Below are 14,218 nucleotides of genomic sequence, written 5' to 3' on the forward strand. Positions count from 1 at the left end.
CAACAAATGGCTCGTGCTGTTGGAATCGACCTGGGCACCACCAACTCGGTGGTCGCAGTGCTCGAAGGTGGAGAACCCACCGTCATCGCCAACGCCGAGGGCGCCCGCACCACCCCGTCGGTGGTTGCTTTCGCCCGCAACGGCGAGGTTCTGGTCGGACAGCCGGCCAAGAACCAGGCTGTCACCAACGTCGACCGCACCATCCGTTCCGTCAAGCGCCACATGGGCGAAGAGTGGAACCAGTCGATCGACGACAAGAACTACACGCCGCAGGAGATCAGCGCTCGTACGCTGATGAAGCTCAAGCGCGACGCCGAGAGCTACCTCGGTGACGAGGTCGTGGACGCGGTCATCACCGTGCCGGCCTACTTCAACGACGCCCAGCGTCAGGCGACCAAGGAAGCCGGCCAGATCGCCGGCCTCAACGTGCTCCGCATCGTCAACGAGCCCACCGCTGCCGCACTGGCATACGGCCTGGACAAGGGCGAGAAGGAACAGACCATTCTGGTCTTCGACCTCGGTGGCGGCACGTTCGACGTGTCCCTGCTCGAGATCGGCGACGGCGTCGTCGAGGTCCGTGCGACCTCCGGCGACAACAACCTCGGTGGCGACGACTGGGATCAGCGCGTCGTCGACTGGCTGGTGGAGAAGTTCAAGGCGCAGAACGGCATCGACCTGACCAAGGACAAGATGGCCTTGCAGCGTCTGCGTGAGGCCGCGGAGAAGGCGAAGATCGAACTGTCCTCGGGACAGAGCACCTCGATCAACCTGCCGTACATCACGGTCGACGCAGAGAAGAACCCGCTGTTCCTCGATGAGCAGTTGAGCCGCAGCGAGTTCCAGAAGATCACCAACGATCTGCTCGAGCGCACCCGTGCGCCGTTCCAGGCCGTGGTCAAGGACGCAGGCATCGCTGTCGGCGACATCGACCACGTCGTACTCGTCGGTGGATCGACCCGTATGCCCGCAGTGAGCGAACTGGTCAAGGAGCTCACCGGTGGACAGGACCCCAACCGCGGTGTGAACCCCGATGAGGTCGTCGCCGTGGGCGCCGCACTGCAGGCCGGTGTGCTGCGCGGTGAGGTCAAGGACGTGCTGCTGCTCGACGTGACCCCGCTGAGCCTCGGCATCGAGACCAAGGGTGGCGTGATGCACAAGCTCATCGAGCGCAACACCACCATCCCGACCAAGCGGTCCGAGACCTACACCACGGCAGAGGACAACCAGCCGTCGGTGCAGATCCAGGTCTATCAGGGTGAGCGTGAGATCGCTTCGCACAACAAGCTGCTCGGATCGTTCGAGCTCGCCGGCATCGCTCCTGCGCCCCAGGGCGTCCCGCAGATCGAGGTGACCTTCGACATCGACGCCAACGGCATCGTGCACGTCACCGCGAAGGACAAGGGCACCGGCAAAGAGAACACCATCCGGATCCAGGACGGCTCGGGCCTGTCGAAGGACGAGATCGACCGCATGATCAAGGATGCCGAAGCACACGCCGACGAGGATCGTCAGCGCCGTGAAGAGGCCGAGACCCGCAACCAGGCGGAGTCGCTGGTGAACCAGACCGAGAAGTTCCTCAAGGACTCCGACGACAAGGTTCCCGCCGAACTCAAGACCAAGGTCGAGGGCTCGATCGAGGGTGTTCGCGAAGCGCTCAAGGGCACCGATCTCGGTGCCGTGAAGTCGGCGGTCGAGAAGCTGACCACCGACTCGCAGGAGCTTGGTCAGGCGATCTACGCCAACGCTGGCGCCGAAGAGGGTGCAGCGACGCCCGGCGGAGCCGACGACGTCGTCGACGCCGAGGTCGTCGACGAAGGTGCCGACACCGAGGACAAGAAGTGACCGGTCCGGAATCCGATCCGGCCACCGTGGTCGACACGGAAGCTGCGGACGTACCGGAGACTGAAGACGTCTTCGCGCAGCCGGATTCGGATGACACCGTGGACGCTGCACTCGACGAGGCCGTGTCCGACGCCTCGGGGTCGGATCGGGAGACCGAGCTGATCGCGGACCTGCAACGCGTGCACGCCGAGTACGCCAACTACCGGCGTCGCGCCGAGCGCGACAAGGTCTCCGCGCAGCAGTACGGCAAGGGTGAGCTCATCAGGTCGCTGTTGCCGGTGCTCGACGACCTCGACCGGGCTCGTGCGCACGGCGACCTGGAAGCGGGTCCGTTGCGTGCGGTGGCCGATAAGATCACGGAAACGCTCAGCAGCGCGGGCCTGGCGGCCTTCGGTGCCGAGGGAGACCCGTTCGACCCGGCTCTGCATGAAGCCGTGCAGAACGAAGGTTCCGGATCGCATCCGGTGATCGGGAACGTGTACCGCCAGGGCTTCCGCCTCGGTGACCGCGTCCTGCGGACCGCCATGGTGGTCGTCGTCGACGGCCCCGAACCCGAGGCCCCGGCCTCACAGGACTGAGCTCCTCGGCCCAGGCGCACGGCGCCTGGGCCGGGATCTCTCCCCACAAACGACATACATTGACGAGAATGACAGAGAGAAGGAGGTGACGCCTGGTGGCTCCTCAACGTGAATGGCTCGAACAGGACTTCTACAAAGCGCTGGGCGTTGCACCCGATGCGTCCGCCGACGAGATCAAGAAGGCCTACCGGAAGCTGGCGCGGGAACTTCATCCCGACGCCAACCCGAACGACTCTGCCGCCGAAGAACGCTTCAAGCTGGTCTCCGAGGCGCACAGCGTGCTGGCCGATCCGGCGAAACGCAAAGAGTACGACGACACCCGGCGCATGTTCGCCGGCGCCCGCGGCCGCGGAGGCAGCGGAGGTTTCCCCGGTGGCTACGGCACCACCACGGGCGGCCAGGAATTCAACATCAACGACCTCTTCGGCGACGGTGCCGGAGCGGGGGCCGGCGCAGGAGGTAACTTCAGCGACCTCTTCGGCGGCCTGTTCAACCGCGGAGCCGCTCCGCGGGGGAACACCACCACCCGTAACCGTCGTGGAAACGATCTCGAGACCGAGACGACGCTGAGCTTCAAAGAAGCCGCGCTCGGGACCTCGAAGACCATCACCATCACCAGCTCGGCGCCCTGCACCAACTGCCACGGCAGCGGTGCGAAGCCGGGTACCAGCCCGCGCGTGTGCCCGACCTGCAACGGCGCCGGTGTGGTCAGCCGCAATCAGGGCGCGTTCGGATTCAGTGAGCCGTGCTCGGACTGCCGCGGCACAGGGTCGAAGATCGACGATCCGTGCCCGGTGTGTGACGGCGACGGTGCCACTGTGCGCACCCGCCCGATCACGGTCCGGATCCCACCGGGTGTCTCCGACGGTGGCCGCATCCGGCTCGCCGGCCAGGGTGAGGCAGGACTGCGGGGAGCTCCCTCCGGTGATCTCTACGTGGTCGTGCACGTCTCACCCGACCGCACGTTCACGCGCAGCGGAGACGACGTCAAGGTGACGCTGCCCGTGAGCTTCGCCGAGCTGGTCCTGGGGACCACGGTGTCGGTGCCGACCCTCGACGGTTCGGTGGGTCTCAAGATCCCGGCGAACACCGTCGACGGCCGGACCCTGCGGGTACGCGGTCGCGGTGTCGCGAAACGGGCAGGTGGAGCGGGCGATCTGCTGGTCACGGTGAAGGTGGCCGTCCCCACGAAACTGGACGACGCCGCAGTCGAGGCGCTCACCAAGTACGCGGCCGCAGAGAAAGCGAGCGGCTTCGACCCACGAGCGAACTGGGGTACGTCATGACCTCGTCGCGCGATGACCGGGAAACTGCCGAGCAGAAGGCCCGGATGTTCGTGATCTCCGTGGCTGCCGAGCTCGCCGGGATGCACGCCCAGACGCTGCGGACCTATGACCGGCTCGGCCTGGTCACCCCGCAGCGCGCGGCAGGTGGGGGACGTCGCTACTCCTCGCGCGATGTCGAACTGCTGCGCGAGGTCCAGCGGCTCTCCCAGGACGAAGGCGTGAACCTCGCAGGCATCAAGCGGGTCATCGAGCTGACGAATCAGGTCGATGCCCTGCAGAGCCGTGTTCGTGAGCTCGAGGCGGAGCTCGCCAACGCCCGCGGCGGACGGCCCGGCGACCTCGTGCCGATGTCTCGTACCAGCGCTCTCGTGGTCTGGAAGCCCCGCCGTGATCGCCCGAATCGGTAACGGGCGACCAGTGCCAGGCGATATGCGGGTATGAGTCAGGTACTCGGGATCTCCGTCACGGACTTGGAGATCGCTTCGGTCGTGGCCGAATCCGGTACCGGTGACATCCTCGCCCGCAACTTCGTCGAGCTGCCCGGAACCGGCCCGGACGTCGCTTTCGACGCCATTTATCAGCTGATCGAGTCAGCACCGGTCGAGCCGGCAGCGATCACCATCGCATGCTCGGACAGTGGCGTGCAGCTCGCGATCGCCGACATCATCGCGTCCGGTGTCGTACCCGATTCTCTGCCCCCGTCCAATCCTGCCGAGCCCACGCTCGCGCGCAAGCCGAGCTGGTTCCCCCGCACAACTGTGGTGGGGACGCCGGTGGCCTTCGCCGAGACTGCCGCAGGGCAGTTCGGATCTCCGCAGTCCGGGTTCAACGGTGTGGTCGCGGTGGCGGCCCTCGACACCACGGGCGCACTGTTCCCCGGCCAATCGGTGGCACTCGTCGACACCACCACCCGTACCGTCGTCGGGGCCAGCTCGGTCTCGCCGCTCGGCGACCGTCTGCCGGTCACCGAACCGGACGGTGCGCAGACACTCGCCGATGCCATCGGTGTGATCGCCAACCCCGCAGGCGGGTTGATCGGCGTCTGCGTGATCGGCCCCGGCGCTCAGATACCGGGGGTCGCGCCGTCGCTGGAGTACGCACTCCAGTTGCCTGTCCAGATCGCAGACGATCCCCAATACGCCTCGGCCCACGGCGCCGCGCTGGTCGCGGCTGCGGCAGCCGGGGTCGGGCGTGACAACAATCGGTGGGTGCTGTTGTCGGCAGCTGCCGGCGCCGCCCTCCTGCTCGCGGTCGGTGTGATCGTCGCCGTGGTGATGACCGGCGGCAGCAGCACGCCCGAGACAGCGGTGAACGAGAACTCGGTGTCCACCGTCTCCGAGAGCTCGAGTACCACCACCGCGGTGTCCACGTCCAAGGGCCAGTCGCGCATCTCCTCGCCCACGGTGGCGCCCGAGCAGACAACCACCACGACCATCGCCCCGCCGCCTCCACCGCCGCCGACGACCCGGACCATCACCCAGGCGCCCCCGCCGGTGACGGTCACTCAGGCTCCGCCGCCTCCGGTCACGTCGACTACCACAAGTGCGCCAGTGGAGCCGGAGGAACCAGAAGAGCCTGAAGAGCCGACGGCATCAGACTCGACGACTTCGGTCAGCAAGCCGCCTGCCAGTCCCGCCGGCTGAGTGAGTTCAGACCGGGTCGTGCTGCATCTTGCTTGCCGGAAGGCCCGCGATCAGCAGTCGGCGCCGCGTGGTCGCGATCATCTCCGGGGACCCGGCGAGTAACACCTGATGTTGCGTCCAGTCCTTGCCGTATCCGAGAACGGCGTCGGCGAGTTGCCCCTGCACCCGCTCCAGGGTGATGCGGCCGGATTCTTCGCTCGCGGTGCTCCACCACGGATCCGTCTCGTCCTCGACCACTGTTGTGACCGACAGCCAGGGGTTGGTGGCGACCATGCGCCACAATCGGGACAAATCGTAGAGATCCGCCGGGTACCGGGCTCCGTAGAACAGGTGCACCGGCGGCGCATCGGCACGGAACGAGAGTTCGATGAGCAGCGCCCGCAGCGGCGCCAGGCCGGTGCCGCCGGCGATCATCAATATCTCGCGATCGGTGTCGACGTGCAGGGTGCCGTGACTCTGCGCCAGCTTCCAGACGTCGCCGGCCTGGGTCTCGGTGACGATCGAGTTGCTGACGGTACCACCGGGCACCGCGCGTACATGGAACTCGATCTCGCCGTCGGGGTTCGGCGGGATCGACGGAGAATAGTGTCGCCAGATCCGCGGCCATTGGGGTATCTGGACCTCGAGATACTGTCCCGCGGCGAACGTCAGCGGCTGCGACGACTTCAGGCGGACCACAGCCAGATCCCGTGACAGTCGGTACTTCTCGGCAACGGTGGCCGACCATGTCGCCGGTCCGGGAGCAGAGTGCGCGGCACCGCGCATGACGCCCGTGGTGAGCATGAAGGCCTGCGAAACGACATTCGCGACGTCCTCGTCCCACCGGTCGCCCATCGTCACCGCGATCTCCCGCATGAGTGCGTCGAAGAACTGGTGGTAGTTCTCCTCGGTGACGCCGTACTTGCGGTGATCTCGTCCGAGCTGCCCGAGGAACTCGAGAAGTCGCGGGTGATTCTCCCGGTCGGGGACCGTCTCCAGCACATACTCGATGACCCGGAACAACGTCGCGCGCTGGTGGCCCATGTTTGCCGGGAACAGCTCGCGCAATTCCGGATTCTTCGCGAAGAGCCGTAGATAGAAGTTCGAGGTGAACCGATCGGGGTCGGCGTTCAGCACATCACGCACCTGCACGAGCACGTGACGTGTATGCGTTCCCACTTAGAGCCCCGACCTTCCCGTGTGTGGCCCTCGAATGGCCACGCGTTCGCTTTCCCGAACAGTGTCCCAGGACAGCTTCTCCAGAACAGTTTATTGCCCCAGGCCTGTATATCCGTCCAGGCAACCGTGGATGGCTGGGTACAGTTATCACATGGCAGAGGAGCGTGCCAAGCAACAGGCGCGCCGGAGCGCGCACGCCGGGTCGGGTGAGGATGGGTCCGGCGTACTCGAACGCGGACCGCACATGGGGGAGACACAGGGAGGAGACGCGCGGTTGCCGCGGTTGCCGGGGTCCGTGGGGGCATTGACGGGGGTGATCCCGGGGATGGTCGACACCCACGTGCATCAGTGGGATCCGCTGCGTTCTCCGCGGGAGGCATCCCGACGGACACGGCTCTACCGGGCGGCCCCGGTGTTCGGCAAGGCGATATTCCGGTACGCGGTGACCCAGAAAGATCGTGAACTCGTACTGGACCCGAGGTTCGTGACCAGGCCCTACCTACCCAAGCACTACCAGCACGACGCTGCGGCTGTTCTCCTCACCACCGGTGTGCCTGTGGAGTCCGTCGTCCACATGCAGGCCGACTGGCGGACGGACGAGCCGATGGCCGCGGCGGCCGAGACCAGATGGGTCGCAAGTTTGCCGTTCGGTGTGAACGGAACACCGAAGCTGGGCGCGATCGTCGCGCGCGGTGATCCGCGGAGTCCGTTCTTCTCGCAGCTGCTCGACCTGCATCTCGACATCTCCGATCGCGTCACCGGGGTCCGGGCCATGGCGGCCAACCATCCGGACCCGAAGGTACGCAGCTGGGCAGACGTCGATGGATTGTTGGCAGAACCCGACTTCCTTCGAGGATTCGCCGCGTTGGCCGAGCGCAATCTGGTGTTCGACGCCTGGGTGTACTCACACCAGCTGCGCGACGTCCGGACCTTGGCGCGCGAGTACCCCGAGACCACCATCGTGCTCAACCACTTCGGGACACCGGTCGGCCTGTTCGGGCCGATGGGGCAGAGCACCGGCCACACCGCCGCCCAGCGTCATGAGCTGATGCGGGCGTGGCGTGAGGACATCTCAGCGGTCGCGCAATGCCAGAACGTGGTGGCAAAACTGTCCGGACTGGCGTTCCCGCTTCTCGGTTACGGACACCAGCGTTCGGGAAACGTCGGCACCCAGCAGACCTTGACCAACATGACCGGCCCTCTCCTCGAACACATGGTGTCGGTGTTCGGCCCCGACCGGTTGATGTTCGGATCGAACTTTCCCGCCGACAAACCCAACGCTTCGATGGCCACCATCGTCGGTACGGAGTTGGACGTGCTCGAACCGTACGGGGAAGAGCTGCTGCGGAAGGTGTTCCGCGACAACGCCCGTAGGGTCTATCGAATCGACTGATGGCCCGATGGCCGCGGCCACTAGTGCCGGGGTGTCAGATTCGCCAGGCGCACCCGCTGTAGATGTTCGTGCACCAGTGGCACCGCCGAGGCACCCTCACCGCTCGCGGACGCGACCCGCTTCATCGACCCGCTCCGCACGTCGCCGACCGCGAAGATGCCAGGCACCGTGGTCTCGAGGAACGCCGGAGGAACACCGTCCTGCCAATACTCTTTCGGCATCGACCGGCCGGTGACCAGGAAGCTGTGCTCGTCGCGTTTGATCTGCTGCGGGATCCAGTCGCAGGTCGGCGCCGCACCGAGCAGCAGGAACAGACCTGACGCCTCGACTCGCTCTGAAGTCTGAGATTTGTTGTTGCGCAACTCGAGCCATTCGAGATGTCCCTCGCCGCCGCCGTCGACAACCTCGGTATGACCCTTCACCGTGATGCACGGGCTCGCCTCGATCTCCCTGATGAGGTAGTCCGACATCGTCTCCGTCAGCGACTCCCGACGGATCGCGATCGTCACGGACTTCGCGAACCGGGACAGGTGCATCGCTGCCTGCCCGGCAGAGTTGCCACCACCGACCACGACCACCTCGCGTCCGGTCATCTCCCGGGCTGCGCTGGTGGCGGCGCCGTAGTAGACACCGGATCCGACGAGGTCCTCACAACCGCGGACACCGAACCGGCGGTAGGCGACGCCGGTTGCGATGACGATGGCTCGCGCGCAGATACGGGCGTCGCCGACCCGGACGTGGTGGTGGTCGTACTCGTCGTTGATCTCGATCTCGGTGACGCCCTCACCGGAGAAGAACTGTGCCCCGAAGCGGCTGGCCTGGATCCGGGCCCGCTGGGCCAGGCGCATGCCGGAGATGCCGCGGGGGAATCCGAGATAGTTGCGGATCATCGAGCTGGTTCCGGCCTGTCCGCCGATGGCGCCCTGCTCGATGACGGTGGTGCTGAGTCCTTCCGACGCGCCGTAGACGGCTGCAGCGAGACCGGCCGGTCCCGCGCCGATCACGAGTAGGTCGGCGACCGTGCCCTCGGGGATCGTGTCGGGGGTGCCGAAGATGGTTGCCGCGACCTCGCTGACCGTCGGCCGGGACAGCGGTGGCTTCCCGAGCCGGCTCAGCACCGGCAGCTCGGAGTCGCCCTCGACCGAGGCCAGGATGTCGCGGCCCACGACGGAATCGGGGTGGTAGATCTCCACCGGCATGCCCATCCGGTCGAGGAAATCGCGGATCGCCGAGAGCTCGGGTGAGGGCCCGTCAGCCACGATCTGCAGGTACGCGACCTCGGGCGCGGCGACCGACCATCCCCAGTCCGACAGGTACTCGACGATCGCGGTGTGGAACTCTTCGTCACGCTGGCCGCGGGGTATGCCGAGGTAGGTGTCGTAGCGGCCTTCGGCGACGCCGGTGCGCAGTTCGTCGAAGGAGTCACCGAATCGGATCGCGGGTATCAGTGCCACGCGCCGTGCCGAGGGTACGACGAACCGCAGCTTCTGGAGCAGGGCGTCGCCGTGCCAGTCGCCGAGATCGTCGAGTTGGATGAGGAACAGTGCGATCGGGACCTTCTTGGCGAGCAGGCTCTTGGTCAGTTCCAGGCACTCGCCGCCTGTCGCGGCGAATTTGATGTTGTAGTCGCGGCCGTAGCGGCTGCGGATCTCGTCGATGATGGTGTTGCGGGCGCTGTCGGTCGCCGAGAGGATGATCGCCGGCGTCAGTCGCTCATTGGCGTCCGGGACAAAGAGGGCGGCGTTCGCCGGGAGATCGGACGAGGTTTCAGAAGTCACGGCGTCAAATCTAATCCCCGTTTCGGGTCAGTGTGATCGCAAGTGTTTCCGGCACGACCCGGCCACCGGAGGATCGACCCAGTCCGGGTACGACCGCCCGGTGAGAGGTGGCACCGATGTCCCGCAAGATCCGGTTCAACGCGTTCGACATGAACTGCGTCGCTCATCAGTCCCCTGGACTGTGGCGCCACCCGCAGGACCGGTCGTGGGACTACAACACCCTCGACTACTGGGTCGACCTCGCCAAAGCGCTGGAAACCGGAGGATTCGACGGGCTGTTCATCGCTGACGTGCTCGGCACCTACGACGTGTACGCGGGAACCGACGAGGCCGCGATCAGGCAGGGCGCCCAGATCCCGGTCGCGGATCCGTTGCTGCTGGTGTCGGCGATGGCCCACGCCACCGAGCACCTCGGCTTCGGGATCACCGCAGGCACGGGGTTCGAGCATCCCTATCCGTTCGCGCGGCGGCTCTCGACGCTTGATCATCTGACCCGCGGTCGTATCGGCTGGAACATCGTCACCGGCTATCTGCCTGCCGCGGCCCGCAACATGGGTGAGGTCGACCAGCTCGAGCACGACGCCCGCTACGACCACGCCGACGAGTACCTGACGGTGCTCTACAAACTGTGGGAAGGCTCGTGGGAACGCGACGCGGTACGCCGCGACAAGGATCACGGGGTCTTCGCCGATCCCGCCAAGGTGCATCACATCGGTCACCGCGGAGAGCATTTCAGTGTTCCGGGTATCCACCTGTCCGAGCCGTCGCCGCAGGGTTCGCCGGTCATCTACCAGGCCGGGGCGTCGCCTCGAGGGGTTAAGTTCGCGGCTGAGAATGCCGAGGCGATCTTTGTCGGAGCCCCGACGAAAGACATCCTGCGGACCCTGGTCACCAACATTCGTCAACAATTGGTGGGTGCCGGTCGGGGGGCCTACGACGCGCGCATCTACACGCTGCTGACCATCATCACCGCCGAGACCGATGAGGCGGCGCGGTTGAAAGCGGAGGAATACCAGCGGTACGCCAGCGCCGAGGGTGCACTCGTGTTCATGTCGGGGTGGATGGGCATCGACCTGTCCCGCTATGACCTCGACGAACCGATCGGCAACGTCGAGAGCAACGCCATCCAGTCAGCCGTCGCGGCGTTCCAGCAGGCTTCGGACACCGGCAAGGAATGGACGATCCGCGACATCGCGGCCTGGGGCGGCATCGGTGGGATGGGACCGGTGCTCGTCGGATCCGGGGACAGCGTCGCCCAGCAACTGCTGGAGTGGGCGGAAGACACCGACGTCGACGGCTTCAACCTGGCCTACGCGGTGACTCCCGGAACGTTCACCGACGTCATCGAGCTCGTGGTGCCGGCGTTGGAGGCGCGGGGTGCCTACGACCGCGAGTACGTCCCCGGCACGCTGCGGCACAAGCTGTTCGGACAGGGCGATCTGCTTCCCGATCACCACCGGGGAGCGAGCTTCCGGGTGGGTGGGGCGAACTCGACCATCGACGACTCCCTGCGCCACGGGGTGGGTGTGCAGGCCTGATGCTCGCTGAGATCGTCCGATTCGAGACCTACTAAGGGCGTATTGCCCTCGGGCACCCCTGAATCGGACGATCTCAGAACGGAATTCGGAAACTCTCGGCAGATGATCACAGCGATGACCGATGATCGGGCGGAGGCAACCGCCGCATCCTTGGAAAAACGAGCACCGGAGTATCGACGACAATGACGCTTGATCTGTTCGACGTGAGTGGCAAGACCGCCCTGGTCACCGGCGGTACCAGCGGAATCGGCGCGATGATCGCCCACGGTCTGCACGCCCGGGGTGCCCGCGTGGTGATCGCGGGCCGCAAGGCCGACGCACTGGAGGAGGCGCGCGCCGCCGGTCTGACCGCGCTGCAGGCGAACCTTTCCACCCCGGAAGGTGCGCGCGAGCTGGCCGAGCAGGTCGCCGCCCAGGTCGATGGTGTGGACATTCTCGTGAACAACGCCGGTGCCACCTGGGGTGCACCGCTCGAGGAGTTCCCCGACGCGGCGTGGGACCGGGTCCTCAAGCTCAATGTGCAGGCGCCGTTCGCCCTGACCCAGGCGCTCCTGCCGCAGCTGATCCGAGGCGCAACCGCAGAGGATCCGTCGCGTGTGATCAACATCGGCAGCATCGACGGGATCAGGGTGCCGCGTACGGCGTCCTACTCGTACTCGTCGAGCAAAGCGGCCATCCACCAGCTGACCCGGCACCTCGCCCGCGACCTCGGTCCGCGCAATGTCACCGTCAATGCCATCGCGCCAGGACCTTTCGAGTCCAAGATGATGGCGCCCATACTCGCCGAGTTGCGGGACGAGGTGGCAGCGGCGTCACCGCTCGGCCGCATCGGACGGCCCGACGATGTGATCGGCGCCGTGGTGTACTTGTCCAGTCGCGCAGGTAGCTACCTCACCGGTGCTGTGATCCCCGTCGACGGTGGTATCGCGACAACACTCTGAAGAATGCGTGCTCATTCGGCGGATTTGTCTTGGATGAGATTGGGACGCAGATGTCGGACGAAGTGCTACTCGACACGGTCGACGGCAGCGTGTTGGTGATCACCATCAACAGGCCACAGGTGCGCAACGCGGTCAACGAGGCGGTGGCCGTCGGTATCGCCGAAGCGCTCGTCCTCCTCGATGCGGACAGCAGCTTGTCCGTGGGCATCATCACCGGCGCCGACGGAAACTTCTGCGCGGGTATGGACCTCGTCGCCTACGTGCAGGGCAGCAGGCCGATCGTCGTAGGGCGGGGATTCGCGGGGATAGTCCACAAGTCATGCGAGAAACCGTTGATCGCGGCGGTCGAAGGCTATGCGTTGGCGGGCGGGTTCGAGATCGCTCTCGCCTGCGACCTGGTCGTGGCCGCCCGCGGTGCGAGGTTCGGACTCCCCGAGGTCACCAAGGCCATCGTGGCGACATCGTCAACGTGGTCGACCGAGGAGCAGTTCGCGCGGCAGGCCGAGATCGTGGCCCCGGTCTTCGCGTCCGCAGACGCACGCGAAGGCACGCTGGCCTTCACCGAGAAGCGACCTCCCAAGTGGACGGCGTCCTGAGCCGGACACTCGGCGGCGCTATTCGGTGGCGCGGACGGTCCGCGTCTGCAACTGGCGATCGCGGCCCTTCGGGGAGCGCGGCACCGCTTCCTTGTCGCCAAGTGTCGCCTTGTACCGCTGCATGAACTCGGCTGCGATGGCACTGCCCTCGGCGTCGCTGGTCACCGTGTCACCGAGCTCTTTTTGCCACGCGTGGAGCCGGTCCTCCAGTCGGCTCTGCACGTCGGCGTAGGCCGGGTCGCCGGCAAGGTTGTTGACCTCACCGGGATCCGAACGCAGATCGTAGAGTTCCTTGGCGCTGCGTGGTCCCAGGTGTGATCCGTCGAGCGCCCGTCCTGAAGGACTGTCGGCGATGTCGAGGGGTAGCTCCAGGGCTCTTCTCGACGCGAAGTTCTCGATGAAGCTGAAATCGGCCGTACGGACGGCACGGATCGGGTCATAGCTGTCGTGGTAGTTCTTCTGGGTGAACACCGCATCGCGGACCACGGTCTCCCGGTCGGCACCCGAGAACACGGCGGCGTGCGAAACACCTTCGACCTCCGCGGGCACCTCGACGCCGACGAGTTCGAGCAGGGTCGGGACGAGGTCGACGCCGCTGAACAGTCCCTCATAGCGAATCGGTGCGATGGATCGCGCGCGCGGCGGGCGCACGATGAACGAGATACCGGTGCCGCGGTCGTACAGCGTCGACTTCGCGCCCGGGAACGCCTCGCCGTGATCGGTGAAGAACACCACCCAGGTGTCTTCAGCGAAACCTGACGCGTCGAGCGCCTCGAGCAAACGACCGGTCGCAGCGTCGGCGACCTCGATGCTGCCGTGGAACGCCGCGAGGTCGCCGCGGACCTCGGCGGTGTCGGGTAGATAGTCGGGGACGTCGAACGCGTTGGGGTCGGGCACGGGGTAGCGATCTGGTGAATACGGGCGGTGCACTTCGAAGAAGCCTGTGTTGAGCAGGAATGGGGTGGTGTCGCCGGCATCTCGTCGTTGCGCGGTGTTCTTGAGCCACTCTTCCGCGCGGTCGACGACGTAGTCGCAGTCGGAATCGGTGACGTCGTAGTCGTCGTAACCCAGCCGTCCCGGAACCGCGGATTCGTGCTGCATACCGAACAGAGCGCTGTGCCAGCCGCCGGCCCCGAGGATCTGAGGCAGCGTCCGGACGCCTTCGCGATACTCCCAGCCGTGGTGGGCGAGCCCCACGACACCGTTGCTGTGCGGGTATCGGCCGGTCAGCAGTGAGCCGCGCGAGGGGGAGCACAGCGGCGCGGTCGCGTGCGCGCCGGTGAGGAGAACGCCTTCGGATGCCAGTCGCTCGAGATTGGGACAGTGGGCACCGGATGCCCCGTAGAGCTCGAGGTGGCGACCCAGATCGTGCCAGTGGACCAGGAGGACGTTCTCTTTCCCGGTGGCGGCGTCCTCTTTCCCGGTCGCGGCCAAATTGCCGGTCATACGTGTAAACCCCTTCACC

Annotated in this window: 12 protein-coding genes; 9 read left to right on the forward strand and 3 right to left on the reverse strand. The window is 66.2% G+C overall.

What is annotated here, in order from left to right; translation table 11 throughout:
• Positions 1–6: 6 nt before the first annotated feature.
• The 5 genes from dnaK to DFR67_RS28685 all read left to right on the forward strand — a co-directional run bounded on the left by dnaK (position 7) and on the right by DFR67_RS28685 (position 5,349).
• Positions 7–1,842 (forward strand): molecular chaperone DnaK, encoded by a 1,836-nt coding sequence (dnaK, locus tag DFR67_RS28665; RefSeq protein ID WP_110472865.1) that lies wholly within the window; start codon positions 7–9, stop codon positions 1,840–1,842.
• Positions 1,839–2,420 (forward strand): nucleotide exchange factor GrpE, encoded by a 582-nt coding sequence (gene grpE, locus DFR67_RS28670; RefSeq protein WP_110472866.1) that lies wholly within the window; start codon positions 1,839–1,841, stop codon positions 2,418–2,420. The genes dnaK and grpE overlap by 4 nt, the downstream gene beginning before the upstream one ends.
• A 95-nt stretch (positions 2,421–2,515) precedes the next feature.
• The gene (gene dnaJ / locus DFR67_RS28675; RefSeq protein ID WP_110472867.1) at positions 2,516–3,706 is read left to right on the forward strand and encodes a molecular chaperone DnaJ; all 1,191 of its coding nucleotides are present in this window, start codon (positions 2,516–2,518) and stop codon (positions 3,704–3,706) included.
• Positions 3,703–4,113 carry a heat shock protein transcriptional repressor HspR gene (locus DFR67_RS28680; protein WP_110472868.1) on the forward strand — a complete coding sequence of 137 codons (411 nt, stop codon included), beginning with the start codon at positions 3,703–3,705 and terminating at the stop codon, positions 4,111–4,113. Before dnaJ ends, DFR67_RS28680 begins: the two co-directional genes overlap by 4 nt.
• A gap of 30 nt (positions 4,114–4,143) precedes the next feature.
• Positions 4,144–5,349 carry a DUF7159 family protein gene (locus tag DFR67_RS28685; RefSeq protein ID WP_110472869.1) on the forward strand — a complete coding sequence of 402 codons (1,206 nt, stop codon included), beginning with the start codon at positions 4,144–4,146 and terminating at the stop codon, positions 5,347–5,349.
• Positions 5,350–5,355: 6 nt separating this feature from the next.
• Here DFR67_RS28685 and DFR67_RS28690 read toward each other — a convergent pair whose 3' ends face one another.
• Positions 5,356–6,507: an FAD-binding oxidoreductase gene (locus tag DFR67_RS28690; RefSeq protein WP_110472870.1), complete on the reverse strand. Its 1,152-nt coding sequence runs from the start codon at positions 6,505–6,507 to the stop codon at positions 5,356–5,358.
• Between the two features lie 151 nt (positions 6,508–6,658).
• Here DFR67_RS28690 and DFR67_RS28695 point away from each other — a divergent pair, with 151 nt between their 5' ends.
• The gene (locus DFR67_RS28695) at positions 6,659–7,900 is read left to right on the forward strand and encodes an amidohydrolase family protein (protein WP_110472871.1); all 1,242 of its coding nucleotides are present in this window, start codon (positions 6,659–6,661) and stop codon (positions 7,898–7,900) included.
• Between the two features lie 20 nt (positions 7,901–7,920).
• Here the strand turns inward: DFR67_RS28695 and DFR67_RS28700 are convergent, their stop codons facing one another.
• On the reverse strand, positions 7,921–9,678 hold the full coding sequence (locus tag DFR67_RS28700; RefSeq protein WP_110472872.1) for an NAD(P)/FAD-dependent oxidoreductase: 1,758 nt from the start codon (positions 9,676–9,678) through the stop codon (positions 7,921–7,923).
• A gap of 116 nt (positions 9,679–9,794) precedes the next feature.
• Here DFR67_RS28700 and DFR67_RS28705 point away from each other — a divergent pair, with 116 nt between their 5' ends.
• The 3 genes from DFR67_RS28705 to DFR67_RS28720 all read left to right on the forward strand — a co-directional run bounded on the left by DFR67_RS28705 (position 9,795) and on the right by DFR67_RS28720 (position 12,753).
• The gene (locus tag DFR67_RS28705; RefSeq protein WP_110472890.1) at positions 9,795–11,216 is read left to right on the forward strand and encodes an LLM class flavin-dependent oxidoreductase; all 1,422 of its coding nucleotides are present in this window, start codon (positions 9,795–9,797) and stop codon (positions 11,214–11,216) included.
• A 182-nt stretch (positions 11,217–11,398) separates the two neighbouring features.
• Positions 11,399–12,157 (forward strand): SDR family oxidoreductase, encoded by a 759-nt coding sequence (locus tag DFR67_RS28715; protein WP_110472873.1) that lies wholly within the window; start codon positions 11,399–11,401, stop codon positions 12,155–12,157.
• Between the two features lie 50 nt (positions 12,158–12,207).
• Complete coding sequence (locus DFR67_RS28720; protein WP_110472874.1) at positions 12,208–12,753, forward strand: enoyl-CoA hydratase-related protein; 546 nt, start codon at positions 12,208–12,210, stop codon at positions 12,751–12,753.
• An 18-nt stretch (positions 12,754–12,771) separates the two neighbouring features.
• Here DFR67_RS28720 and DFR67_RS28725 read toward each other — a convergent pair whose 3' ends face one another.
• Positions 12,772–14,199 (reverse strand): sulfatase family protein, encoded by a 1,428-nt coding sequence (locus DFR67_RS28725; protein WP_110472875.1) that lies wholly within the window; start codon positions 14,197–14,199, stop codon positions 12,772–12,774.
• Positions 14,200–14,218 lie beyond the last annotated feature (19 nt).

Source organism: Williamsia limnetica (genome assembly GCF_003217475.1).
Classification (GTDB): Bacteria; Actinomycetota; Actinomycetes; order Mycobacteriales; family Mycobacteriaceae; genus Williamsia; species Williamsia limnetica.